This is a genomic window from Cyanobium sp. Aljojuca 7D2, from assembly GCF_024346415.1.
Classification (GTDB): Bacteria; Cyanobacteriota; Cyanobacteriia; order PCC-6307; family Cyanobiaceae; genus Cyanobium_A.
Genome location: NZ_JAGQCX010000016.1, coordinates 1 through 21,581 on the forward strand (window position 1 = coordinate 1; position 21,581 = coordinate 21,581).

Sequence of the window (21,581 nt, forward strand, 5' to 3'; positions counted from 1 at the left end):
GGCCTGCAGGAAGGCGATCAGATCAGCACTGGCAACAGAATGGGCCAACGGACGGGAGCAGTCCCGACAAAACCGGCACCAGCATGGCCGCGCCAGCTGCCTTGTGCCTGACTTTCAGTCGGCCCTGACCCAAGCCCAACACCGCAACAGCAGAGCAGAGCCGGAATGCTGAATGGCTCAACGCATGACGGAACCTGGGGCTGTGCGCTCGAGCAGCAGCTCCAACTTGCGGTCCTGACGCTCTAACGCGGTGAGGAAGCCTGCAATGGTCATACCAAGGGCAGTCAGCCAGGCCAGTGATGTCCAAGCGATGATCCGCCACGCCCCCTTGTGCTGATCTTTGGCAGGTTTTGCAGCAGGGCTACGAATAGGGCTGGACTGATCAGCGCCAAGATCTAGAACCAGTCGCAACAGGGCTTCTGGGGTGGCCGCAACCAGTGCGCTGGAAATGTCCGATGCAGGGACCTTCTGGGATAGCAACTCACGGCAGCGCTGGAGCCCACCACCAGCCCAGAACAGCCCCCAGGCCTGCTTGTTGAGCTGCAGAGCTACCCAGCGGTGGGGCCTGGCGTCATTACGCATCAACTGAGCTGCCTTGGCCAGACTCCAGTTGCGGCCAGCAGCCACGGATGGCTGGGACTCCAGCAACAACCGACCTTGGGGATCACGGGTGTAGCCGGTTACGACCTGCAGGGAGAAAACATCAATGATCTGAACTTTGCTGCCCGGCTTGCGCTGCTGCACGTCCGGTGACCAGAAGACCATTGCCCCGCGCTCCTCAGCCAGGCAGCTCTCCATCCGGGTGTTGATGGGCATCGCCTGGTGGCCCCTCGGCTGTTGGTTGCTCAAGTCTGCTCCCATTGCTCTTGCACAAGAGCAGCATCAGACCGATCGTTGGAACTCCCAGCCACCGGCAAATGTCCCCCGACGAATCCAGCGATGATCCCTATGTGCGGGTGACCCTTGAGCTGCGCCAATCCACCCTGGTTTGGCTGGATGAGTTGCGCAAGGAGTGGGGGCTGCGCAGCCGTCGTGACCTGGTGAGCCGCCTGCTCGATGAATTGGCAATGCCCACCAGCGATGCGTAAGACCCTGTTGATCGCCGCCGGGGTGCTGGTGAGTGCCGGCGCAGTGCTGGCCCAGCAGCCGGTGCAGCCCCTCCCGAAAGTGGGAGGTTGTCCCCTCGGCTACTACAGCTCCGGCAGCTACTGCGTGCCCAGCAAGAGCAGCAACACCCGCGGTGCCATCGAGAAGACCGGCAGCTCCTGCCCCCTGGGCTTCTATGCCTCGGGCAACTACTGCCTCAGCAGCCCCAGCAACGACCGCGAAGCGATCCAGAAGACCGGCAAGTCCTGCCCGTTGGGCTGGTATTCATCAGGCAACTACTGCGTCAAGAGCCGCTGATCCCCATGCTGCTGGCCAATTGCATCGGGAGTCTCTTTAGAAATAACACTCGCTTAGGCTCGAAACTCTTTTAGCGGGACTAGGACTCGACCTCGAGCTCCAGCTGTTGACCGGGCCGTCTAGTCACCGTGATCTGCTCCACCCGCACCAGCCTGGGCTGTTCATCAGCCGCTGCTTCGTAGCTGCCCTTCACACGTATGGCGGCATTGAGCAGGCCGATGATGTCGCCGTCGTAGAGGGGCTCGTAGATGCAGCGCATGCCGCTGCTGGCCCCCCGACCCCGGATCTCAAAGCGGCGGGCATCGAGATCCACCTCCCGCACCACGCCCTCGAACTCTCCGTTGCTTTTGAGGCGCCGGCTGCTGGGTGTATTGAGGCTGCGGCCAATGATCTGGCGGCTCTGCTTGGTGAGGGGCTGAGCCGGGCCCAGATTTTCATCGGGCTGCGGGCCGCTGAGGAACAGCTCACTGATCGCCTTGTTCTGGGCTGAGGGTGCCAGGCGCCTGGCCGCCACCATCACCGTGTCGCGCACGGCGGGATCGGGGAACTGCTCGTAGATCTCATCGCTGATCTGGCCGTCCTGAATCAGGCATGGAATCGCCGGCAGGCTCTGCACCGCCGTCTGCACCGCCCGGTAGAGGTCATCGCTCACCCCGGGCAGCACCGCCTGGCCGTCGGCACCCACATCTCCAGGCCGTGGCACCCGCATGCCCACCACCAGGCTGCCGTAGGTCACTCCCGCCAGCTGGGGGTCGAGATCGGCCGGCCAGCGCACCTTCTTCTCCTCCATCCCAGCGATCACCTTGGCAACCTTCTGGATCTCCCCCCTGAGCGACTTGAACACCGTGGTCACCAGCGAGATCGGTGGCTCTCGATGGGCGACACCGGGGCCCCGGTAGCGGGCGATCAGATCAGCGTTGTCGGCCAGCAGGGCATAGGAGAAGTCCTCGCGGTAGAGCTTGGCCAGCATTTCCATGTAGGCACTGGTGATCTCCTCAGGCTCCTGACCCATGCGCCTGGCCAGTTCCCGCGCGGCCTGTAGCTCCTGGTGAATGATCCGGGCCTTGGCCTCTATCGCGTCGATCCAGCTACCCATCAGATCAACCTCAACACGCCCTTGCGGTGGCCGTGGTGCAGCCCCTTCTCGAAGGCTGTCTGGGGGCGCAGGGTCTGCAGCAGATCAACGAAGTCCTGCTTGAGACCCTTTAGGCCAGGGAGCATCTCGATCTGGTAGCAACCCAAGAGTTCGGCTTTCCGCTGAAACAGAATCTGTCCTTCCCACTGCTCTTCATCGGAGAGGCTGCTGAGCTCGAGCACCAGGTTGATGTTGTTGGGGCTGGCCTTCTTGCTGACATAACTGCCATCGAGGAGAACCGGAGGAAGCACCGTGAACCGCGGCGTCAGTTCAATAGCGATGAACTCCTGCAGCAGTGCGGTCAGCCGGCGCCGCTCGTCATTCCAGGCCAAGTCAACCTCTACTTCCTTGATGGTGCATTCGTGAATGCCACCAGGCAGCAGGCCAAACCGATCGAAGGAAGGGATCGGCATTCGTTACCGAGCCACAGACGCCTCGGTGCACAGGCCACAAACGGCTTGGGCGACGGAGGATGCAGCTTCGGTAGCCGTGCTGATGGCGTAGCCAGGCATGGGCTGCCGCAATTGCCAGGTTTATACCCAACCATTCACGCTCCGGGTAGCTGATGACAGGCTCCGATGGAAACCCGGCCGGCTAGCTGGGTTTCCGCGTCTTCGTCGTCCATGGCAGATCAAGCCACGTCCGGTGCCCTGCCCGCCATGGGGCCATCGACTTGGCTAGGGCGCGGCAGCGGAGTCGCGGCACGACCTCTTCCGGGCCGCCCGCCACGCGCTACAAAGCAGCCAGTTCGCCGGCTGTCACAATGCCTTGCTGAAGATAGGTGAGATCCCTTGTGCTGGAAGGGTTCTTAAATTCGGGTCTGACTGCAGGTTGTGGCGGTTCTCGAGATGCCCAGCCACGACACTCTCGGAGCCAGATCACAAGGGGGCGATCCTACGGCTTACCACCAAATGTGGCAAGTCGTGAAGGCGCTCGACGCTATCGGTGGTGTCCGCCTCCAAAACCCGGTGTTAGACCTTGAGGACCGCGGGGCTGGTCTTTCGGAATGAGAGAGGCCAGGGGAGTTAGTGCCCTCTACTTCTACCCATGCGGGCCCTTGTTCATGACTCTGCAGTCAGCCCATGGCCAGTAATTCCGAGCCTTCTACGCCGCCCGACCATTTCAGTTCCTCCCGCCCTTCGCTCTACCAACAGCGATCGAGTGAAGACGCGGCGCACCGCTCTGCATCCCTAAGGGTGCGGCTGTGGTGCAGCACCAGCCCCCTCGATTGAAGAGGAGAACCAGCGATGGCGGCGCAACCAACCCGAGCTTTTCTCCACGAGGTGGTGACCAGCGCGACCAGTCCCGACGGGACGTTGTACGTCGTGGGGTATGTCTTTGATGCGGACCACGACCGGCATCTGGTCTTTGCGACCGGCGCGAGCTTTGGGGATCCCAGGGTTCTGCCGTTGATGAAGGGCCAGGAGATCAACCTGACTTGTGGGAGTCCATGCCTGGAGGTGTTGCCCCTGAATCAGCAGAGTGAGGAACTCCAGCATCAAGTGGCTGAGCAACTCTCCCAGCTTTCGATCGAGTCCCTGATCTGTGCAGCTGGCTGAACGTTGCAGTGATCAGGTGATGTGATGAGGCCCCACTCCAGCTGGAGCCTCCTGACGCGGCCATCCATCCACTGCCGGTGACTACAGCTGCTCTTCTTGTCGCACCTCTCGGTGCGACACCAGGAACGTCTCAATCCAGTCGTGGTGGCACTTCTGGTTGATCCGATCGGCGATCGTCACCGCCTCCTCTGGCACCTGGAACCGCTTGCGGAAGGCCCGGGTGAGGCTCTCCAGCTGGGGCCGGGGCAGCGCCCGCAGGGTGCTGTGGAGGTGCTGGATCGTCTCGGCATCGAGGGCCATCTGGCCCGGATGGGTCGGGGCAGGGGGATGTGAGCTCGAGGCCGTGGTCTGTGTGCGGTCTTGGCCCGGGGATGCAGTGGTGGGGGAGGGAGTGCCAGCAGCCGCCCGGCTCACGGGAGGCTGTTGCCCTCCTGGCCGGTGCGCTCCATCTCCCTGACCCGCTGCGCCGCTGACCTGCCGCTGCGCTTTGTCGTAGAGCGCCAGGCCAAACGGGTTCCCGAAGGTCATCAGCGCTCGCTTCATGGCGTCGGTTTCCGACTCCTTGAGGGCGGATTCGTGGGCCTGGCCCAGGTCGATGTCGATGCCATGGCCGGCGCCGGTGCCTTCTCGAACCAGAAGAGTCAGGTCACCGGCAGTGACAGTGACGCGCACCCGGGCGGTATTGGTGACGCAACGGGTGGCCAAGGTCTGACGCTGCCCGCCAGTCAAGGCTGACGCTTGCTGCAGCAGAGCTTCGGTCTGCGTTCACGCCATGTCCTTTGCGCATTGGACGTGGCAGCGTGTAAGGGGCCATCATCGGTAACGCTGGTGCTACAGGATTCATCCGATCACCTGTTGACGCTGGCCCCGTACCTGCTGGGTCGGGTGCGTCGTGGTGTGGTCGGCAGCAGTCGCTATGCCCAGCGCCTGCGCGAGCAGATTCGCCAGGCTGCTGCTGACTCCGCCGGGCGCGCCGTGTTGATCAGCGGCGAGCCGGGGCTGGAGAAGGACAACCTCGCGGCCCTGATTCATTTCGGCTCTGCCGCGCGCCGGCAGTGGCTGGTGCGCCTCGATGGGGCCACGCTGCGGGCGGATGGCGCCAACCTGTTTGGCCAGTCAGGCAGTGATGGCGACGGGTCTTTGCTGGAGTGCCTCGGAGATGGTGCGCTGCTGATCGACAAGCTCGACCAGGTGCAGCCGTCTCTGCAGCTGAGCTTGCTGGAGCTGGCTCGCACAGGGCAGTGGAGCTGTGCGGGGGAGGGCAGCAGACCGCGCCATTTCGGCGGCAGGGTGTTTTTCACCGCCGAGGCTGCCCTGCCTGCTTTTGATCAGGTCTGCGATCTGATTCGGGTGCCGCCTTTGCGGGTGCGGCGCCAGGACCTGGGCGAATGGTTGCGCTATGGGCTGCGCCAGCAGGCCCGTAGCGCCGGTTGGGAGGTGCTGCCGCAGGTCAGTGATGCGGTGGTGAGGCGACTCCAGAACTACGACTTTCCCAACAACTTGCGCGAGCTGGATGGCTTGATCGCTCGGGCCATGGAACAGGTGCGGCTGCAGGGCAGTGACAAAAAGAGCCCCCAGGGGGTGCTGCTGCCTGAGGACGTGTTCTGGACAGCCAATCGTCCGCAACGGTTGAGATTTGATCTCTGGCGTTGGCGCCCATCCCTGCGTCAGCTGTTGCGTCAGCCCTCGCTTTGGGCTGTCCTCAAATTTGGGGTGGTGAGCTGGTTGTTTGTGGCCGTGAACCTATGGCTGTGGCTGGGGCCTCAGTCTCGGGACCACAACGGCGCTCTCAACCTGTTCTGGGCTTGGTGGTGGCCCCTGATTCTGTTGTCGTACCCCCTGGTGGGTCGACTCTGGTGTGCGGTGTGTCCCTTCATGGTTTGGGGAGAGATCATCCAGGGGCTGGCCCGGCGGCTGGGTTGGCAGCCCAGGCCCTGGCCGCGGGGTGAATTGGACCAGTGGGGCGCGCCCGTGCTGGCTGCCGGCTTCGCTGGGATCCTTCTCTGGGAGGAGCTGGCAAATCTGGAGAACACCGCCTGGCTCAGCAGTTGCCTGCTGCTGGGCATCACCGCCGGTGCGGTGCTGGGCTCCTTGCTCTTCGAGAAGCGTTTCTGGTGCCGTTTTCTCTGCCCAGTCGGTGGCATGAATGGCCTTTTCGCCAAGCTCGCCATGACTGAATTGCGGGCCCAATCGGGCACCTGCAGTGGCAGTTGCAGCAGCTACGGCTGCTTCAAAGGAGGGCCTGCGGTGGGAGAGGGACTGGCTACCGCCGGCTGTCCACTTGGCACCCATCCAGCCCACCTCACCGACAACCGCAACTGCGTCCTCTGCTTCACCTGCGCCGCTGCCTGCCCCCATCGTTCGGTGCAGCTGCGCCTAAGGCCACCGGCTGCCGATCTCCAGCGGGAGATGGATCTGCCCGCTGGAGAAGCGGGCCTGATCCTGGTGCTGGCGGGCGGCGTCACCCTGCATCATTGGCAGCGGCTGTTGGGCTGGTTGCCGCTGGCGACCGAGAGTTTGCAGGCCGGTCCATTGCTGGCGCGCCTTGCTATCGGCCTGCTGGCGCTGGCGTTGCCGTCCCTTGGCTGGCTGGCATTGCGCCGCCTGCTGGGTCTCTCCACCAGCACCCTTTACCTGCTGCTGCCATTGCTCTGGGCTTTGCTGGTGGCCCGGCACCTGCCGCTGGGGCTCCAGGAGGCGGGACTGTTGTTGCCGGTGAGCTTCGGCTGGCCGGATTTGCCCCACTGGAGGGCCGACACTCACGTGATCGCTTTTTGCCAGAGCGCGGCCGTGCTGGTTGGAGTGGCGGGCACGGCCATGCTGATCCCCCGTTTTCAGCCAGCCGGCTGGAGCCGTTGGGGCGGATTGGCTCTGGTCCTGGCGCTGGCGGCGGCTGGACGCTGGTTGGTGACGGCTTAAACCAGGCGGGATCCAGAAGCGCGCTGTTGCTGTTGCGGGTCAAAGACCGCGGCGATGCTGCGGATCAGCCAGCGGCCCGAGGTGGTGACTGTGAGCAAGCCAAGCCGACCGCTGGTTTCCAGTCTCACTAACCCATCTTTGGCCAGCTCCTGCAATTCTTGCCACTCTCTACTGAAGCGATCAAGGTCGATGGTTGCCGCGAATTCGCACATCACCTGACGGATCAATTCGCGCCGCTCCAGGGTCTCCGCATCCTTCACCACTAGACCGCGCTCCACGGGCAGGCGACCCTCTTCGAGGGCCCGGGTGTAGGCCTTGAGGTCCCGTTCGTTCTGGGTGAATAGGTGCGGGAATTGGCTGATGGCGGTGGGCCCCACCCCCAGTAGCTCCAGCTCCCCACCGGTTGTGTACCCCTGAAAGTTGCGATGCAGCAGCCCAGCTCGGGCGGCCTCTGCCAGGCTGTCGCCGCTCAGGGCGTAGTGATCCATGCCAACAGCCTCGTAGCCAGAACTGCAGAGCAGCTGCTTGGCGTCTTCGAGCATCATCAAGCGGTCGCGCTGGTTGGGTAGATCGCTGGCGGCAATTTTGCGTTGCAATGGCAACTGCTCCGGCAGGTAGGCAAAGGAGAACAGGGAGATGCGATCAGGGCGCAACTGCAGCACCAGTGCCAGGGTCTGGCGGAAGCGCTCCGGTGTCTGGAGTGGCAGGCCGCAGATCAGATCCACATTCACGCTGTTGAAATCCGCTTCCCGTAGCCAGCCCATCACCCGGAGCAACTGCTCCGCTGGCACGATTCGATTCACAGCCTTCTGCACCTCTGGATTGGCGTCCTGAATGCCAAAGCTGATGCGATTAAATCCCAGGCCCCGCAGATGCAGCACCTCCTCGCGATTGAGGAATTCTGGATTGACTTCAATGGATGCATCGAGGTTGGACTCGAGCTCGAAGTGCTGCTCCAGTAATCCCCAGAGCCGGGCGGATTCTTGCTGATTGAGGTAGTTGGGGGTACCACCGCCCCAGTGCAGTTGGGCGACCCGACGTCGTTGTGGCATGACGGCCCTGAGGAGCTCAAGCTCGATCCCCAATGAGGCCAGGTATGGCTCCACCACCTTGGAGCCGAGTTGGGTGGTCACCCGGTTGCAGCCGCAATACCAGCAGGCATGGCGGCAGAAGGGCACATGCACATAGAGCGAAAGTGGGGCGCTGGTTGGTTGGGCAAGTTGCCGGCTGAGCTCCCCTGCTCCAATTCCGATCTCAAACGCTGCTGCGGTGGGATAGCTGGTATATCGGGGAACGGGCTTGTTGTACTTGTGCAGCAGCTCGATCGGGCTGAGCGCAGGGGCGATGGCGGGCATGGGCGTGAGGGGTTGGGTGGGTGTTGGGATGAGTTGCTGCCTTAAATCTCGGCGAGCTCGGCTAGCAGTTTCTGGGTGAGCTTGAAGGCCGCTACGGCTTCATCCAGCAACTCTTCTTCCTCTGCTTCAGATAGATCCATCTGCTCAAAACCGTCATGCAGGGCTTTTTTTAGGGCAGGGATCTCTTGCTCAAATGACCAAAACTTCAGTGCTGATAAGCCATGGCGGCTAAGGATGGCGTTGGCCTGGCCCCCCAGTTGCTGTCCGCCGGAGAGATCCCCGCCGTAGCGCACATAAACGTGCGCCATCAGCCGGTGGGGTGCCTGGCGAGCCAGCAACTTGATCTGCTCCAGCCAGCTGGCTGCTGCAGCTGATGCCGGTGTTGCTGGCAATGCGGCGAGCTGCTTCAGGTCGTGCTCTAAGGCGTGCCTGCGGGCCAGATCTGACCAGGGCATGTTCGTTGCGCCAAGGGCGGTGGCCAAATCGGGGGCCTCCTGCTCAAGCAGGGTGTAGGCCGGCAGCAGCGCCCTCAGCAGACCTGCCAGCTGCAGCGGCGTGGCTCTGCCTTCCAGCAGTGCCCTGGAAAACTCCATCCCCTCCGCTTGATGGTGGGCCTTGCCGATGTGGGCGTGCAGCTTGCGCACCCGCGGACCAAGAACTTGGCCCTGCTGGGAGGAGGTGGAGAGGGAAGGAGAGGAGAGCATCGGACCTGCCCAGGACGGGCGGAGTAAACTGAATCAATGATATGCCACTACCGTTGTTACACTGTTCCGTGATTTCCAAAACGTTGCAATGCTCCCCATGGCCATACCCTTTGAGCCCCAGCCGGGCCCGCCGCTGACGGATCTCCTCCAGCTGCAGTTGCTAGTGGCTCCGTTCCCAGCGCTCAGCGGGGATGGCCAGCTGCGCGAACTGATGCTCGAGCGACGCCGTCATCAGGGGATCGGCGAGGCGGGCCTCTGGTACTGCCCGCCGAATCTCAGCTCAATGCTGGGTGTGGTTGGCCGGCGGAGCGGGATCGATCAACCAGTCCCAGCGGAGGGGATTGTCATCCTGGATCCCAGCGTCGCTGTCTGGCTGCAGCTGCGGTTGGGTGGCGATTTACGGCCCATGCTGCTCAGCAGTGCCTGGCTGATGAGCGAAGCGATTGATCTCCCCTCCCCCGCGCCCCTCGCTGACCTGGCCTGGATCATCTAGTTGCAGCAGCAGCCAGGCCTCTGGTAACGATGCGTCTGGCTGCTGTTTGATCAAAGCCGCTGGCTTTCAGGGCTTGAAGAAATAGCTCGCTGAAATTTGCGAGCACCTCGTGCGGGTCCATGCCGATCGCCTTCAGGTCCTTAGCCAGGGTCTGCAGGATGGCCAGAGTGATCGGCAGGGCTTTGCGGCTGACCGTGCCGGCGGATGCCTGCGCTGCACCAAAATGGCCTTGCAACCAGCGCTCCGCGTAGCCCAGATGCTCTCCTTCATCGCTGATCACAGCGGCTGTGATTGGCTGGGCGTAGGCGTCGGCCACCGGCAGGTAGGCGTGGTAAGCCGAAAGGGCAAAACACTCCACAATCAAGCCCTGAATCACCAGGCAGCCCGGTAGGTCGCCCTGCTGGTTGCACCTCAGGAACAGCTCGTGCAGTGGGGCGAATAGGAGACGGGCTAGGCCTAGATCGGGCTTGATTCCAAGGTTGCGACCGCAGCCCATGAAGTCGCTGGCGTGGCGCCCTTCCATGGCGGCAAGTCGCTCCAGTTCCTGCTGATCATTTGGAATGGCGCGGGCAAGCAGTCGGAAGTGACGACCGGCAAGATTTTCACCCACCACCACCATGCCGTTGATGCGGCTGTAAGCATCGCGGTAGGCGGGGTTGGTGATGTCGGGCAGGGCTGCAAAGGGCATGGAAGTCATGAGGAGGAGGCGTGAAGAGGAGCGGCCAGGCGAATTCGACGGGCCAGGCCAAGTCGGCCCAGCATCTGGATGTGCCACCAGGTGAGATCGAGCTCCCACCAGCGAAAGCCCATGCGGGCACTACTGGGGTAGGCGTGATGGTTGTTATGCCAGCCCTCACCGAAGGTGAGCAGGGCCACCCACCAGTTATTGCGGGAGCTATCACCGCTCCTGTGGCTCACGTAGCCCCACCGATGGGTGGCTGAATTGACCAGCCAAGTTGCGTGATAGACAAGCACCAGGCGGAGGGGAATGCCCCAGAGCACAAGGGCCCAACCACCGGCTCCGGTCGCCTGACCCAGCCCATAGAGAGCGGCCGCCAGGGGCAACTGCAGCAGCAGAAAGTTGCGGTTTAACCAGCGGTGGTAGGGAATCTGTTGCAGGTCGGGGGTGAGTTGGCGCACGAACTGCTTGGCTGGCACGGTGTGCAGCATCCAGGCGAAGTGGCTCCACCAGAAGCCGAGATGACTGTTGTGGTGGTCAGCTGGATCGTCGGAGTGCAGGTGGTGATGGCGATGCAAGCCCACCCAGTCGATCGGACCGTGCTGGCAGCTGAGGGCACCGCAGGTAGCGATAACCAGCTCAAGCCACCTGGGCACCTGAAAAGCTCTGTGGGCCAACAGACGGTGGTAACCCAGGGTCACCCCCACACAGGCGGTAAGCCAGTACAGCCCCAATAGGACCAGCAGTGCTGTTGGGCTCCAGAAGCGTGGCAACAGAGCAACCAACGCCAGCGCATGGATCGCCACCATGAACAACACCGTTCCGGTGCTGAACGGCAAGCGTCCAGGCACCACCTTCACCCCCTGCCTAAGGGCGGGCAGGGAAGTCGCTGCCCTCACGCGATTGCCCCAGAGGATGGCACCATCGGCTGGCTGAGCTGGCGCAAGAGCAAGCCTGCAAAGCGGGCCTTCAGGCCGAGAGACTTCAGCAACCGTGCCGGGCTAGCGGGCTCCTCCGCGCTGGATTTGATAGCCCGGAACACCTCCACCAGCTGATCGCGCAGCTCGAAATAGGCACGGCCATCCAGATCGAACACCACCGGAAAAGCACGCCGGGCTGTGCGGTTGGTGTTGCGCATCACCTCTTCATCGAAGCCACTGGGATCCATGCCCAGCAGCTTGTAAAAGTTGCCCCGCTCACACACCGTCAGGCTGTGGGTTAGAAACACACTCCACAGAAAGATGCGACTCAGTAGCCGGCCGCGCAGTCCCTGCCGCAACCCCGGCCAGCAGCGCAGAAGCATATTGAAGATGTCGCCGTGGCGGTTCTCGTCCTGACACCAGGGCTCAAAGAAATCAAACAGGGGGGCGAAGTCGTTCTCGGGGTGGGCCTTGAGGTGCCGGTCGATCAAGATGTAGCGCCAGTAGCCGATCTTTTCGGAGAGATACACCGAATAGAGCACCCAACTCAGCGGAAACCAGGTGATCGGCCGCTTGACGCTCAAAGCCGGCAAATCGATCTCAATACCCTCGGCCACCAGGGCCCGGTTGAGAAAGCCGGCATGGCGAGCCTCATCACGGGCCATCAAATTGAAGAGGCGGCTCAACTCTGGGCGGCCTGCCTTTTGAAGCTGGCGCGAGAGCTCTTTGAACAGCAGAAAGCCGGAGAATTCCGACACGCAGCTGCGCACTAAATAGCTCTCGTAGGCTACTTTCTCATCTGGATTCAGGGCCTGCAGCCGATCGAGGGGGGCCTTGCGATCGAAGTGATCGCGGTTGTAATCGGCCTCCATCTCGTTGAGCATCGCTTCGAAGGCAGCGCGCTGGCCCACGAGATCGGTCTTGGCGGCCTTCTCGATTTCGGTGGTGTAAAAGCGCGGGGTGAGCAGGTTTTCGCGCAGGTGGGGAGCAGAGGTGGTCATCAGAGGGAGGGGGTGAGGGCGGCAGCGCGGGCGTAGGCCAGGGCATCGGGCCCGTGGCGATGGCCGTGAAACCACTGCTGGAGTTCCATCAGCCAGGGCAGCCGCGCGGCTCGCAGGGTTTCGGCAACCTCCCAGCCGGCAGCAGCGGCAGCGACGGCCTCGCAGTGGGCAGCCCGGTGGCCAGGGCAAAGGCAGCCGCGCTGAGCGAGCCAGCGCTCCTCTAGCCGTAAGTGCAGGCGCAGCCCCCTCACCAGCAGGAGGCAGTCGCGGCGATCAGCGAGCAGCTCCAGAGCACTGCGCTCCTTGTCGGCTAGGCAGTGGCGATCGACCAGATCGTCAAGCAGTGCTTCGAGACGGTCGTGCTGGCGCTCCAACAGTCCCTCCCGCTGGGGCCACTGCAGCGGCCACATAGCCGGTGCGGCGGCGGGGGGCAAGGGATGGGGAGGCGCGAGGGACTCAGGCGACATGGACGCAGCAACAACAGGACAACAGCTTAACGTCATAACGGCATCATGTTACGCAATTTGCGCAGTAGCTAGATTTCGTGGTGATTCGCTAGCACAAGGATGAGTTAAAATTTGATTGGTCTTTTTGGCCACCTCCCTCCCCGAGGCCCCAATGGAAGCCCTGGCCGATTACTTCAAGGTGTTCTCCGAGCCCAACCGGCTAGCGGTGCTGGAGGCTCTGCGGGGCGGCCCCCTCAACGTGACGGCGGTGGTGGAGGCCACGGGTCTGAGTCAGGCCCTGGTGTCGAAGCACCTCAAACTGCTCACCATCGCCGGAGTGGTGCAGCGCCGGCCTGAGGGCTCTCTGGTGTTTTACGAGGTGATCGACAAAGCAGTGTTCAAGCTTCTGGGCCAAGCCGAGAAGCTGCTGCTGGCCACCCGACGCCACCAGCTCGACGCCCTCGCCGCCTTCCTCTGATGGCCGGTGGCGATGGGTCTCCGCAAACGCTGGAGGAGCTGAACAGCGCCCTGGCCGCTGGCCAGCGCCAATTTCCCGGCTTGCGGTTGCGGGATCTCGACGGGGTGGATCTGGACCTATCCAACTGCGACCTGCGCGGCAGCTGTTTCAAGGAGGCCCGTTTCGGCCGGGCGCGCTTCCACGGGGCCCTGCTGGAGGGCTGCCGCTTCCAGCAGGCCCTGCTCTGGGGCGCCGACCTTTCGGAAGCCCAGGCCCAGCGCTCCTTGTGGCATGAGGCCGACCTCTCCGGCTCACGGCTGCAGGGCATTGATTTCAATGAAGCCATCCTGCACCGCTGCTGCCTGCGCGGCGTGGTGGCCGCCGGCAGCCGCTGGCACCACGCCCGTTTGGTGGAGGCCGACTTCCGCAGCGGGCTCGATCAGCTCACCGATCTGGGCGGCGCCGATTTTCAGGGGGCCGATCTCAGCTTTGCTCTGCTGCAGGGGGCCCAGCTGCGGGGTGCCGATCTGCGTGGTGCCTGCCTCTATGGCGCCGATCTGCGCCAGGCGGATCTGCAGCAGGCCGACTTGAGGGGGTGTGATCTGCGGGACAGCAACATGGAGGGCACCCGTCTGGAGGGTGCCCAGCTGGAAAGGGCGCTGTCCAGACGCGATTCGTGCTCCTAACGGCATGGGCAGCTGCCCGGTGTCACCTACATAGGCGCTCCCAACCGAAATAGTTGCAGCTACGCAGTTGTGGATCTGCCTGGGATCCACGACCTGAGCGGAAGCAGCGAAGACGAGGCGGTAGCGACGCGATTTCTACGACTCACCCCACCCGACCTGCTCCTGGTGCTGCTGGGCCAAGCGCACCTATCGGTGCTGATTTGCCAAGCGCACCTATCGGTGCGACACCAAAAAAGTCTCGATCCAGTCATGGTGCCGCCGCTGGCAGATCCGATCGGCGATCGATGCGGCCTCCTCCGGCACCTGGAACCGCTTGCGGAATGCCTTGGTAAACCCCTCCAGAGCAGGGCGGGGCAATCCCCGAACGGTGGCGAGGATCTGCTGGACAGTGGCTGGATCGAGGGGCTCCAGTCCCACCTCGGCCGTGGGCTCGGCAGCGGCGCTGTTGCGCTGAGGCGCCGGTGCGTGGCGGGCTGACGTGGGAGCGGTTGCGCTGGTGACCTCCCGCTGCTGTTTGTCGTAGAGCGCCAGGCCAAACGGATTGCCAAAGGTCATCAGGGCCCGCTTCATGGCGTCGGTTTCGGCCTCCTTGAGGGCGGACTCGTGGGCCTGGCCCAGGTCGGCGTCGATGCCGTGGCCGGCACCGCTGCCTTCTCGGATGACATCCCCGACACGGATACGAACGCGAGCGGTGTAAGTGACACCCCAGCCGGCACGGCTGCTGCTGCCCAGGGTGCGCTCCCGCTCAGAGACGCACTGCACGGCAATGGTTTCGCGTTGCCAGCCGTCAAAGCCAAAGATGCGGTTGGCTTCTGCGATCGCTTGCCACCCCTCCAGGTAGGCCAGGGAGCGGCCGGCCTGGCTGCGGGTTTGGACCTTGGCGCGATCGAGTGGTGCGGAAAGGGCAGCGATCTGCTCGGTGGAGAAGACAGCGGTGCTCATGGGAATACTGAGATGTGAGTGGTGATTTGGGTGGAAGGGGTATGGGCCCGCTCTTGCAACAGACCCATATCGAGGGGGGGCTCTGCCCCCCTCAGTGGATTCGCCAGGAGCGGCGAGAGAGCAGCTGGGCGCCGGTGATCTGGCGGCCGGCCTTGAGGGCTTCCTTGATGGCGTTCTTGTCCGGCTTGCTGGTGGTGGAGAAAGTGAGCCACTCGGGATCGAGGGCCTCTTCGTCGTCGATCACCACCGCCTGGGATTTGCGGCTGCTGAGCTCGTGATTGGGGAAGGAGAAGCGGGTGGCCGACGGCTGCAGCTGGGTGAGGACAAAGATCAGGGACTCCTCCAGGGCATCGGCTCGGCCGGCATCAGAGCGGGCCAGATCGCTGAGGCGCTTGGCCTGCTGCTGGCGGTAGGCCGCCTGGCCGCGCAGGTGCTCGATCACCCAGCAGGTGGCATCGGCTTTGGCAGCCAGCGCTGCCTTATTGCCTTCCTCTGCCAGGAGGGCCGCTTCCAGCTCAGCGAGAGCGGACTGGCGCTGCTCCAGGTCATCGGTTTCCAGCTGCTCGGCCAGCTGGCCGATGGCGCTGGTGAGCTCCTGGGCCTCGATGCCCAGCTGCCAGAGGGAGCCGGAACGCAGGAGGGAGCAGGCAGGGCCAGCCGCTGATGGCACCGAATCGGCGACAGGAGCAGGGGTGGGGGTGGGGGTGAGAACGGGCATGGCGATGAGGGCGGATGGGATGAAAGGAGTAAACAAACGCGGACTGCCATGTGCACCTCGCGGTGCGACAGGCTTCAACGGGAAGCGACGGTGGAGAGAGCCGCAGGCAGCAGCCCTGCAGCGGGCCTGACCTCCACCACGGCGATCGGCACCGGAGAGCGCGAGGCCATGCGCCTGGCTTGCTGCACCAGCGAGGCGGTGCCGGCACCACCCGGGAAGGCCACCACCAGCACGGAGACTTGGTGGCCAGGAGATGTGTGGGCCTCGGCCCGGGCAATGGCCTGCTCCATGAGCTCGCGATTGCGGATCGGCCCAGCGGCCCGGCCGTGGCGCTGCCACTGGGCCGGCATCACCAGAGAGGACCAACCCAGCTGATGGGCCGCACGGCCGATGGCGGCATCGGCGCCACGGGCGCCGCCATGGAGAACCAGATGAACGGGCCGGCCGCCACAGCGGGCGAGCAGCTCAGCGGCGACCCGCTGATGGGGCCAGGCCAGATTGCGGCCGCCACCGGCTGCGATCACCAGAAACCGAGCCGGAGTGATCTCCGGCCTAGATGGAATAAGAAAAGCCATGGATTCAGTTGCCGTAAGTGACAACTGATCGGGGCATCACAACCGCTCAGCGATACGCAGCGGTGATGGCGAGACCAGGGGATGAGGTTGCCGCAGGCGATGGACTTAGGGCCTTTGGCGCAGCCCTTATTCTACCAGTACAAACGCACTTTTGAGCGGGCAGAAGCTTTGCAGTGCAACGGATCTACAGAAAGCAAGGCCATGCGCAGGTGGATCTGAAAGCTGATAAGCAGGCCCGCCAGATTCAGCACTGAATGCCCATCTGACCGCGCAGCCGCGCGAGGAAACTGGGGGCCTTCCCCTTCCCCATCGATGCGGGCGAGGGCCCGGCCACCGCAGCCGCGGGAGAGCCGCCCTGCCCGCTAACCCATCACCGGCCCTGGAGCGGAGGGCGGCGGCGGCTGGCCGATGCACGCCACGGCACAGCCGTGGCACGCTGAAGGACTGCCGCTGACGACCGGAGCCCTGGGGTGTCTGTAGACACTGGCGGCACAGCCTGCAACAGCAGTGGCGCCCAAGGACGGAAGGATCAGAGCGGCTCTGTGCCCTCACTGAGGATCGCCAGGTAGGCGTCGTAGGCGAACAGGCGATTGCGCCGGCCTCCGGTGATCTCTCGGGCGATGCCCAGCTCCACCAGGGTCTCGAGTGCCTTGCTGGCGGTGGGGAAGCTCAGTCCACTCAGCTGGCCTAGTTGGTTGATGCTGGTCAGAGGCCGACGGCGCAGGGCCGCATACCCCTGGCAAACGCTGGGCCCGGAGCGGCCGAGCCCAACCAGTCTTGCTTCATCGCCGCGAAACAACTCCAGCAGCCGCTGGGCCGTGGCTACGGCAGCTGAGGCTGTGCTCTCCACCCCTTCCAGGAAGAAATCGATCCAGGCCTCCCAGTCCCCGCTTTGGCGCACCCCGTCCAGCAGCTCGTAGTAGCGACTGCGGTGCTGCTTGAAGAACAGGCTGAGGTAGAGCAGCGGCTGGCTGAGCACCCTGGCGTCGATCAGCATCAGCACGATCAGCAGCCGGCCGAGACGACCGTTGCCATCCAGAAAGGGGTGGATGGTCTCGAATTGCAGGTGGGCCAGAGCGGCGCGCACCAGCACCGGCAAGGCGTGCTCACCCTCAAGGCCGCCGTGGATGAAGGTCTCCAGGGTGGCCATGCATTCGTCCACCAGTCCTGGAGGTGGGGGCACAAAGCTGGCGTTGCCTGGTCGGGTGCCGCCGATCCAGTTCTGGCTGCGGCGGAACTCACCCGGAAGTCGATCCGCACCGCGGCCCCGGGCCAGCAGCTGCCTGTGGATCTCGCGCAGCAGGCGGCAGGAGAGTGGAAAGCCTTCCTTGAGCCGGGTCAGGCCATGCTCCAGTCCCGCGACGTAGCTGGAGACCTCCACCACGTCATCGAAGGGAACGCCGGGAGCTTCCTCCAGTTCAAACAGGAGCAGATCGGAGAGCGACGACTGAGTGCCTTCGATCTGGGAGGAGAGCAGGGCTTCGCGCCGCACGTAGGCGTAAAGGAACAGCTCGGGGTCGGGGAGCAACGAGGAGACTCCATCCAGACGCCCGCAGGCCAGCAGCGCTCGCTCGTGCAGTGCCTGCAGCGGCCCCTCCAGCACCAGGGGGGGATCAGGTGGCAGCGGTGCCGGCACAAAAGCAGCTACGGATTCACCTGCGGTGCTGGTGGTTTCGGAGTGCCCGGTGGCGTCGCGCCGCATGAAGCCCCAGCCGCAAACCTTCAATACCGTCTCAGCTTATTCAAGGGAAAGGGCTTTCTTTTAAATAAGGTCAGCCTGGTGCTGGCCCTGGCGGGCACATGGGCGGCTGTCTCGCCGGTCTTAGTCGCTGTCTCGCGGTCTTCCTTTGGTCCGCTCGTCTGATGCCCCTGTCTAGTGCTGATAAGGGATTAGACGGGAAAACGTCTCACCAAACATCTCACATGCGGCTTTTTCCTTGTTGAGAAGTAAGTAGTGGCAGTGAGACTGGGTGATTTATGGCTCAGCCTTCCAAGCTGATGATGCGGGTTCGATTCCCGCCGCCCGCTTTCGTCTTCCAGAAGGGTCTCCTTCGCGGCATGGGCGCCCGCTCTTTGGTTGGTTGTGGTGCAAGCGAGGAGCCAGGCGGAAACCACCCCTAGCCTGGTCCGTTCATAACCCGTTACAATTGGGGTAACAATCTGAAACGCCCCATGGCTGACTCGTCCTCCCGCTTCGGTTTTGTTGCTTTCGCCGAAACCTGGAATGGCCGCATGGCCATGCTCGGCTTCGTGATCGGCCTCGGCACCGAGCTGCTCACCGGCCAGAGCATCCTCTCCCAGCTCGGTCTGGGTTGATCACCATGAGCACCGACTACACCGCAGCAATCGCTTCCCTCATCGCCCTGGTGGCGGTGCTGACCGGCATGACGGTCTACGTCCTCAGCCGTCCCACCGATCTGGGACAGAGAACTCGATGATCGCCGCTCTCACCATTGCTCTCTTTGGCGCCTGGGTTTTGGGTGCCCTGCTCCAGCCCGATCTCACCAACTGAGGCTGATCCCGCTTCTCGGCCGCATCACGCCCACTTCTGGTTCTAAGCCCAGCCTTCCGGCGTCAGAGAGCTGTCCCGCGGAGCAGCGGGGCGGCCACCAGCAACATCAGGCTGCGGCTTTGCAGGGGGGCTCCGCTGGGTTGCCAGGGTTCCGCCGTGGCAGGTAGGTCTTCGCCTGGTGGCAGGGCCGTATCGATCACCCGCAGCCAGCCCTCGCGGCAACTGGGTAATTCGAAATGCATGGCCTTGCTGTAGGCGTTCATGCCGCACCACACTATCGGGCCCTGTTGGCTGTCGTTGAGGCTCCAGGCCAGGGTGTGCGACCAGTTCGCCCAGTCGGGTTTGTCGCGTTCGATCCCGTGCCACTGGCGCCAGAGGTGGCCGCGATCGCCGCTGCGCCGCTGGGGTTTGTCGTCGAGGGGGAGTTCGGGGTTGAACAACCCCGCCAGGTGGGCCCGCAGCTTCAGCAGGCGTTGCAGAAACACCCGCAGGGCCAGGTCGCCGTCGTCGGGCTGCCAGTGCATCCAGCCGAGGGGGTTGTTCTGGCACCAGGTGTTGTTATTCCCCCCCTGACTGCGGCGCACCTCATCCCCCATCAGCAGCATCGGCACCCCGGGGGCCAGCAGCATGCTGGTGAGCAGGTTGCGCAGCTGGCGTTCCCGTAGGGCGGTGAGGGCGTGGTCGCTGCTGGGACCTTCGACGCCATGGTTCCAGCTGTTGTTGTGGTTGTCGCCGTCGCGGTTGTCTTCGCCGTTGGCCAGGTTGTGTTTGCCGTTGAAGCTCACCAGATCGGCCAGGGTGAAGCCGTCGTGGGCGGTCAGGAAGGTGATGCACTGGCCGGGGTGCACCGGCGTGAGGTTGAACAGATCCGGGCTGCCGGAGAGGCGTTGGGCCATGGTCCAGCAGGTTTTTTCATCACCCTTCCAGAAGCGGCGCAAGTCGTCGCGGAAGCGGCCATTCCAGGTGGCCACCCGGCGGGCGGGGAAATCAGCCAGGCGGTAGAGGCCACCGCAATCCCAGGGTTCGCTGATCAGCTTGAGGTCGCTGAGGTCGGGATCGGCTTCCATGTCTTCAAACAGGGGCGGCGTCTCCAGGGGGGCCAGGTTGTCGCCGCGGCTGAGGGCAATGCCGAGGTCGAAACGGAAGCCATCCACCCCTAATTCGGTGGCCCAGCAGCGCAGGGATTCCAGGATCAACCGGCGCACCAGGGGCCGGTTGGCGGCGATCGTGTTGCCGCAGCCGCTCACGTCCTGGTAGTCGCCCTTGGCGCTCTGCTGGTAGTAGAGACGGTCGCAAAACCCCCGCCAGCTGAGGGTGGGGCCGTCCTGGTTGCCTTCGGTGGTGTGGTTATAGACCACATCGAGCAGCACTTCGATGCCGGCGCGGTGGCAGGCCGTCACCAGTTGGCGCACCTGGTCGCGGCCGGCCAGGGGGTCGTTCCCGACCAGGTAGTCGGGATGGGGGGCCATCCAGCTCAGGGGGCTGTAGCCCCAATAGTTGTTGCGGCCGGCCGGGGCGTCGTGGGGGTCGAAGGCCATCACCGGCAGCAGCTCGATGGTGGTGATGCCCAGTTCGCGCAGGTAGGGCAGGGTGGGGATCAGGCCCAGCAGGCTGCCTTGCTGCTCCGTCGGCACCGGGCAGCCTGGACCCTGGGTGAAGCCGCCCACGTGCAGCTCGTAAATCACGCTCTTCTGCCAGCTGTGGCGCGGCCGCGGCGCGTGGTGGAAATCAAACCGGTCCCGCTCCGTCACCACCCCCTTGAGGCATTGGCTGGTGTTGGGAGCTGCCCCCACGGCGCTGCCCCGCTGGTAGGTCGTCCAGCCGGCGATGGCTCGGGCGCAGGGGTCGAGCAGCACCTTCGATGGGTTGAAGCCATGGCCGCCCGGCTGCAGCGGTCCAAACACCCGGTAGCCGTAGCAGCAGCCCAGCCCCAGGCCCTCCACCTCCACATGCCAGTGGTCGGCGGAGCGGTGCCGCTGGTCGAGCTCCACCACCCGGTGGGGTTCGCTCGCCTCTCCGCTGGCAAACAGCAGCAGTTCGATGCGGGTCGCCAGTGGGGCGACGACCGAGAAATTCACGCCCCGCGCCGTCAGGCTTGCGCCCAGCGGCCAGGGATGGCCGATGTGGATCCCCAGGTGGTGATTGGGGGCCTGGGCGAGGTCAGGACTGTTGAATTGGACCGTCAAGGCGCCAGGCCTGGTTGCCACAACGTTAAGCAGGTCCTCCGGACAGGCCTGGTGTCTGTCTCCGTTTCCCGATCCCTCGCCTCCGCCCCCGTTGACCCTGCTGTCCCAGCCCCCCGAATCCGGCCGGCCGCCCCAGCTGGTGCGCCCGGGCCTGTGGTTGTTTGCCCCCAGTCGCGACAGCCAGGGCGGCAGCAGCTGGTTGCTGGAGGCTGGGGCCTATGGCGGCACCGGCGATCTGCTGGTGGATGCGCCAGGGTTCACTGAGGCCAACCTGGCGATGCTGCGGCAGCGCACGGCGCAGGTGGGCCCCGGCACGCTTGTGCTCACCAGCCGCGAGGGCCATGGCCGCTGCCGTCGCCTGCAGGAGGCCCTGGGCTGGTCGGTGCTGGTGCAGGAGCAGGAGGCCTACCTGCTGCCGGGGGTGCAGGGGTGCACCAGCTTTGGCCATGAGCATCTTCTGGCGCCGGGGGTGCGGCTGCTCTGGACGCCGGGGCCCACGCCAGGTGCCTGCGTGCTGCATGTGCGAGCGGGGGAGCTCGATGGCCTGTTCTGTGGGCGGTTGCTGGTGCCTACAGGCCCTGGGGTATTGGCGCCGCTGCGCACGGCCCGCACCTTCCATTGGCCGCGTCAGCTCACCAGCGTGGCGCGCCTGCGGGCCTGGTTGCCGGCCGGGTCTCCCGACTGGATCGCCAGCGGTGCCGGGCTCGGCGCCCTGCGCGGCGACAAGCTCGTGCGTGGCGGTGCGGTGCTGCTGGCCCAGCTCGATCGCTGAAGCGTCAAGGCGCTTTTTTGTAGCGATCCGGCAATTTTTGCGCATTGTGTGGGGGAATTGTCACGAAAACCGTTGCGGCGGTGGACTTCTGTGTTGCAGCGCCGTCCAGAGCCCCATA

24 protein-coding genes and 1 pseudogene are annotated in these 21,581 nt (G+C 64.2%); 10 read left to right on the forward strand and 15 right to left on the reverse strand.

Features of this window, described 5'->3' with window-relative positions; genetic code table 11:
* Nucleotides 1-177 precede the first annotated feature (177 nt).
* On the reverse strand, nt 178-816 hold the full coding sequence (locus KBY57_RS13190) for a hypothetical protein (RefSeq protein WP_254996349.1): 639 nt from the start codon (nt 814-816) through the stop codon (nt 178-180).
* A gap of 101 nt (nt 817-917) precedes the next feature.
* Between KBY57_RS13190 and KBY57_RS13195 the strand changes: the two genes are divergently transcribed.
* Together KBY57_RS13195 and KBY57_RS13200 are read left to right on the forward strand one after the other, a co-directional pair.
* Entirely contained in the window at nt 918-1,088 is a 171-nt protein-coding gene (locus tag KBY57_RS13195; protein ID WP_158217084.1) for a hypothetical protein, read from the forward strand.
* On the forward strand, nt 1,081-1,404 hold the full coding sequence (locus tag KBY57_RS13200) for a hypothetical protein (RefSeq protein WP_094561684.1): 324 nt from the start codon (nt 1,081-1,083) through the stop codon (nt 1,402-1,404). The genes KBY57_RS13195 and KBY57_RS13200 overlap by 8 nt, the downstream gene beginning before the upstream one ends.
* Nucleotides 1,405-1,483: 79 nt before the next feature.
* On the opposite strand, the gene KBY57_RS13205 is transcribed toward KBY57_RS13200, so the two are convergent.
* Nucleotides 1,484-2,500 (reverse strand): hypothetical protein, encoded by a 1,017-nt coding sequence (locus KBY57_RS13205; protein WP_254996350.1) that lies wholly within the window; start codon nt 2,498-2,500, stop codon nt 1,484-1,486.
* Complete coding sequence (locus KBY57_RS13210) at nt 2,500-2,952, reverse strand: DUF6932 family protein (RefSeq protein ID WP_254996351.1); 453 nt, start codon at nt 2,950-2,952, stop codon at nt 2,500-2,502. The genes KBY57_RS13205 and KBY57_RS13210 overlap by 1 nt, the downstream gene beginning before the upstream one ends.
* An 834-nt stretch (nt 2,953-3,786) precedes the next feature.
* Between KBY57_RS13210 and KBY57_RS13215 the strand changes: the two genes are divergently transcribed.
* On the forward strand, nt 3,787-4,098 hold the full coding sequence (locus KBY57_RS13215) for a hypothetical protein (RefSeq protein ID WP_254996354.1): 312 nt from the start codon (nt 3,787-3,789) through the stop codon (nt 4,096-4,098).
* 81 nt (nt 4,099-4,179) lie between these two features.
* On the opposite strand, the gene KBY57_RS13220 is transcribed toward KBY57_RS13215, so the two are convergent.
* Nucleotides 4,180-4,803: a Rad52/Rad22 family DNA repair protein gene (locus tag KBY57_RS13220; RefSeq protein WP_254996356.1), complete on the reverse strand. Its 624-nt coding sequence runs from the start codon at nt 4,801-4,803 to the stop codon at nt 4,180-4,182.
* Nucleotides 4,804-4,950: 147 nt separating this feature from the next.
* Between KBY57_RS13220 and KBY57_RS13225 the strand changes: the two genes are divergently transcribed.
* On the forward strand, nt 4,951-7,017 hold the full coding sequence (locus tag KBY57_RS13225; RefSeq protein ID WP_254996400.1) for a 4Fe-4S binding protein: 2,067 nt from the start codon (nt 4,951-4,953) through the stop codon (nt 7,015-7,017).
* Here KBY57_RS13225 and hemN read toward each other — a convergent pair.
* Complete coding sequence (gene hemN, locus KBY57_RS13230) at nt 7,014-8,372, reverse strand: oxygen-independent coproporphyrinogen III oxidase (RefSeq protein WP_254996357.1); 1,359 nt, start codon at nt 8,370-8,372, stop codon at nt 7,014-7,016. The two genes, KBY57_RS13225 and hemN, sit on opposite strands and share 4 nt — an antisense overlap.
* A 41-nt stretch (nt 8,373-8,413) precedes the next feature.
* Complete coding sequence (locus tag KBY57_RS13235; RefSeq protein WP_254996358.1) at nt 8,414-9,076, reverse strand: biliverdin-producing heme oxygenase; 663 nt, start codon at nt 9,074-9,076, stop codon at nt 8,414-8,416.
* Nucleotides 9,077-9,173: 97 nt separating this feature from the next.
* Here KBY57_RS13235 and KBY57_RS13240 point away from each other — a divergent pair, with 97 nt between their 5' ends.
* Nucleotides 9,174-9,569 carry a hypothetical protein gene (locus tag KBY57_RS13240; protein WP_094561473.1) on the forward strand — a complete coding sequence of 132 codons (396 nt, stop codon included), beginning with the start codon at nt 9,174-9,176 and terminating at the stop codon, nt 9,567-9,569.
* On the opposite strand, the gene KBY57_RS13245 is transcribed toward KBY57_RS13240, so the two are convergent.
* The 4 genes from KBY57_RS13245 to KBY57_RS13260 all read right to left on the reverse strand — a co-directional run bounded on the left by KBY57_RS13245 (nt 9,562) and on the right by KBY57_RS13260 (nt 12,636).
* On the reverse strand, nt 9,562-10,257 hold the full coding sequence (locus tag KBY57_RS13245; RefSeq protein WP_254996359.1) for a long-chain fatty aldehyde decarbonylase: 696 nt from the start codon (nt 10,255-10,257) through the stop codon (nt 9,562-9,564). The two genes, KBY57_RS13240 and KBY57_RS13245, sit on opposite strands and share 8 nt — an antisense overlap.
* A gap of 5 nt (nt 10,258-10,262) precedes the next feature.
* The gene (locus KBY57_RS13250) at nt 10,263-11,057 is read right to left on the reverse strand and encodes an acyl-CoA desaturase (protein ID WP_254996401.1); all 795 of its coding nucleotides are present in this window, start codon (nt 11,055-11,057) and stop codon (nt 10,263-10,265) included.
* Nucleotides 11,058-11,143: 86 nt separating this feature from the next.
* The gene (gene acsF / locus KBY57_RS13255) at nt 11,144-12,169 is read right to left on the reverse strand and encodes a magnesium-protoporphyrin IX monomethyl ester (oxidative) cyclase (protein WP_254996360.1); all 1,026 of its coding nucleotides are present in this window, start codon (nt 12,167-12,169) and stop codon (nt 11,144-11,146) included.
* On the reverse strand, nt 12,169-12,636 hold the full coding sequence (locus KBY57_RS13260) for a hypothetical protein (protein WP_254996361.1): 468 nt from the start codon (nt 12,634-12,636) through the stop codon (nt 12,169-12,171). The genes acsF and KBY57_RS13260 overlap by 1 nt, the downstream gene beginning before the upstream one ends.
* 124 nt (nt 12,637-12,760) lie before the next feature.
* Between KBY57_RS13260 and KBY57_RS13265 the strand changes: the two genes are divergently transcribed.
* From KBY57_RS13265 to KBY57_RS14400, 3 genes and pseudogenes are all read left to right on the forward strand, one after another.
* Complete coding sequence (locus KBY57_RS13265; protein WP_409996458.1) at nt 12,761-13,093, forward strand: ArsR/SmtB family transcription factor; 333 nt, start codon at nt 12,761-12,763, stop codon at nt 13,091-13,093.
* The gene (locus KBY57_RS13270; RefSeq protein ID WP_254996362.1) at nt 13,093-13,758 is read left to right on the forward strand and encodes a pentapeptide repeat-containing protein; all 666 of its coding nucleotides are present in this window, start codon (nt 13,093-13,095) and stop codon (nt 13,756-13,758) included. The genes KBY57_RS13265 and KBY57_RS13270 overlap by 1 nt, the downstream gene beginning before the upstream one ends.
* Before the next feature lie 69 nt (nt 13,759-13,827).
* Nucleotides 13,828-13,887 (forward strand): annotated as a pseudogene (locus KBY57_RS14400) (hypothetical protein); the annotation flags it as partial.
* 84 nt (nt 13,888-13,971) lie between these two features.
* On the opposite strand, the gene KBY57_RS13280 reads toward KBY57_RS14400, so the two are convergent.
* The 4 genes from KBY57_RS13280 to KBY57_RS13295 all read right to left on the reverse strand — a co-directional run bounded on the left by KBY57_RS13280 (nt 13,972) and on the right by KBY57_RS13295 (nt 17,695).
* The gene (locus KBY57_RS13280) at nt 13,972-14,700 is read right to left on the reverse strand and encodes an RAD52 family DNA repair protein (protein WP_254996364.1); all 729 of its coding nucleotides are present in this window, start codon (nt 14,698-14,700) and stop codon (nt 13,972-13,974) included.
* 91 nt (nt 14,701-14,791) lie between these two features.
* Nucleotides 14,792-15,418 (reverse strand): siphovirus Gp157 family protein, encoded by a 627-nt coding sequence (locus tag KBY57_RS13285; RefSeq protein ID WP_254996366.1) that lies wholly within the window; start codon nt 15,416-15,418, stop codon nt 14,792-14,794.
* Nucleotides 15,419-15,492: 74 nt separating this feature from the next.
* Nucleotides 15,493-15,993: a DUF2493 domain-containing protein gene (locus KBY57_RS13290; RefSeq protein ID WP_254996367.1), complete on the reverse strand. Its 501-nt coding sequence runs from the start codon at nt 15,991-15,993 to the stop codon at nt 15,493-15,495.
* Between the two features lie 529 nt (nt 15,994-16,522).
* Nucleotides 16,523-17,695, reverse strand: a complete 1,173-nt coding sequence (locus KBY57_RS13295; RefSeq protein ID WP_254996369.1) for a Fic family protein — start codon at nt 17,693-17,695, stop codon at nt 16,523-16,525.
* A gap of 470 nt (nt 17,696-18,165) precedes the next feature.
* On the opposite strand from KBY57_RS13295, the gene KBY57_RS13300 reads away from it, so the two are divergent.
* Entirely contained in the window at nt 18,166-18,309 is a 144-nt protein-coding gene (locus KBY57_RS13300; RefSeq protein ID WP_094561422.1) for a chlorophyll a/b-binding protein, read from the forward strand.
* A gap of 258 nt (nt 18,310-18,567) precedes the next feature.
* Here the strand turns inward: KBY57_RS13300 and KBY57_RS13305 are convergent, their stop codons facing one another.
* Nucleotides 18,568-20,634, reverse strand: coding sequence for a glycogen debranching protein (locus tag KBY57_RS13305; protein ID WP_254996403.1), 2,067 nt, complete (start codon nt 20,632-20,634; stop codon nt 18,568-18,570).
* 157 nt (nt 20,635-20,791) lie between these two features.
* On the opposite strand from KBY57_RS13305, the gene KBY57_RS13310 reads away from it, so the two are divergent.
* Nucleotides 20,792-21,463 carry an MBL fold metallo-hydrolase gene (locus KBY57_RS13310; RefSeq protein ID WP_254996404.1) on the forward strand — a complete coding sequence of 224 codons (672 nt, stop codon included), beginning with the start codon at nt 20,792-20,794 and terminating at the stop codon, nt 21,461-21,463.
* Nucleotides 21,464-21,581 lie beyond the last annotated feature (118 nt).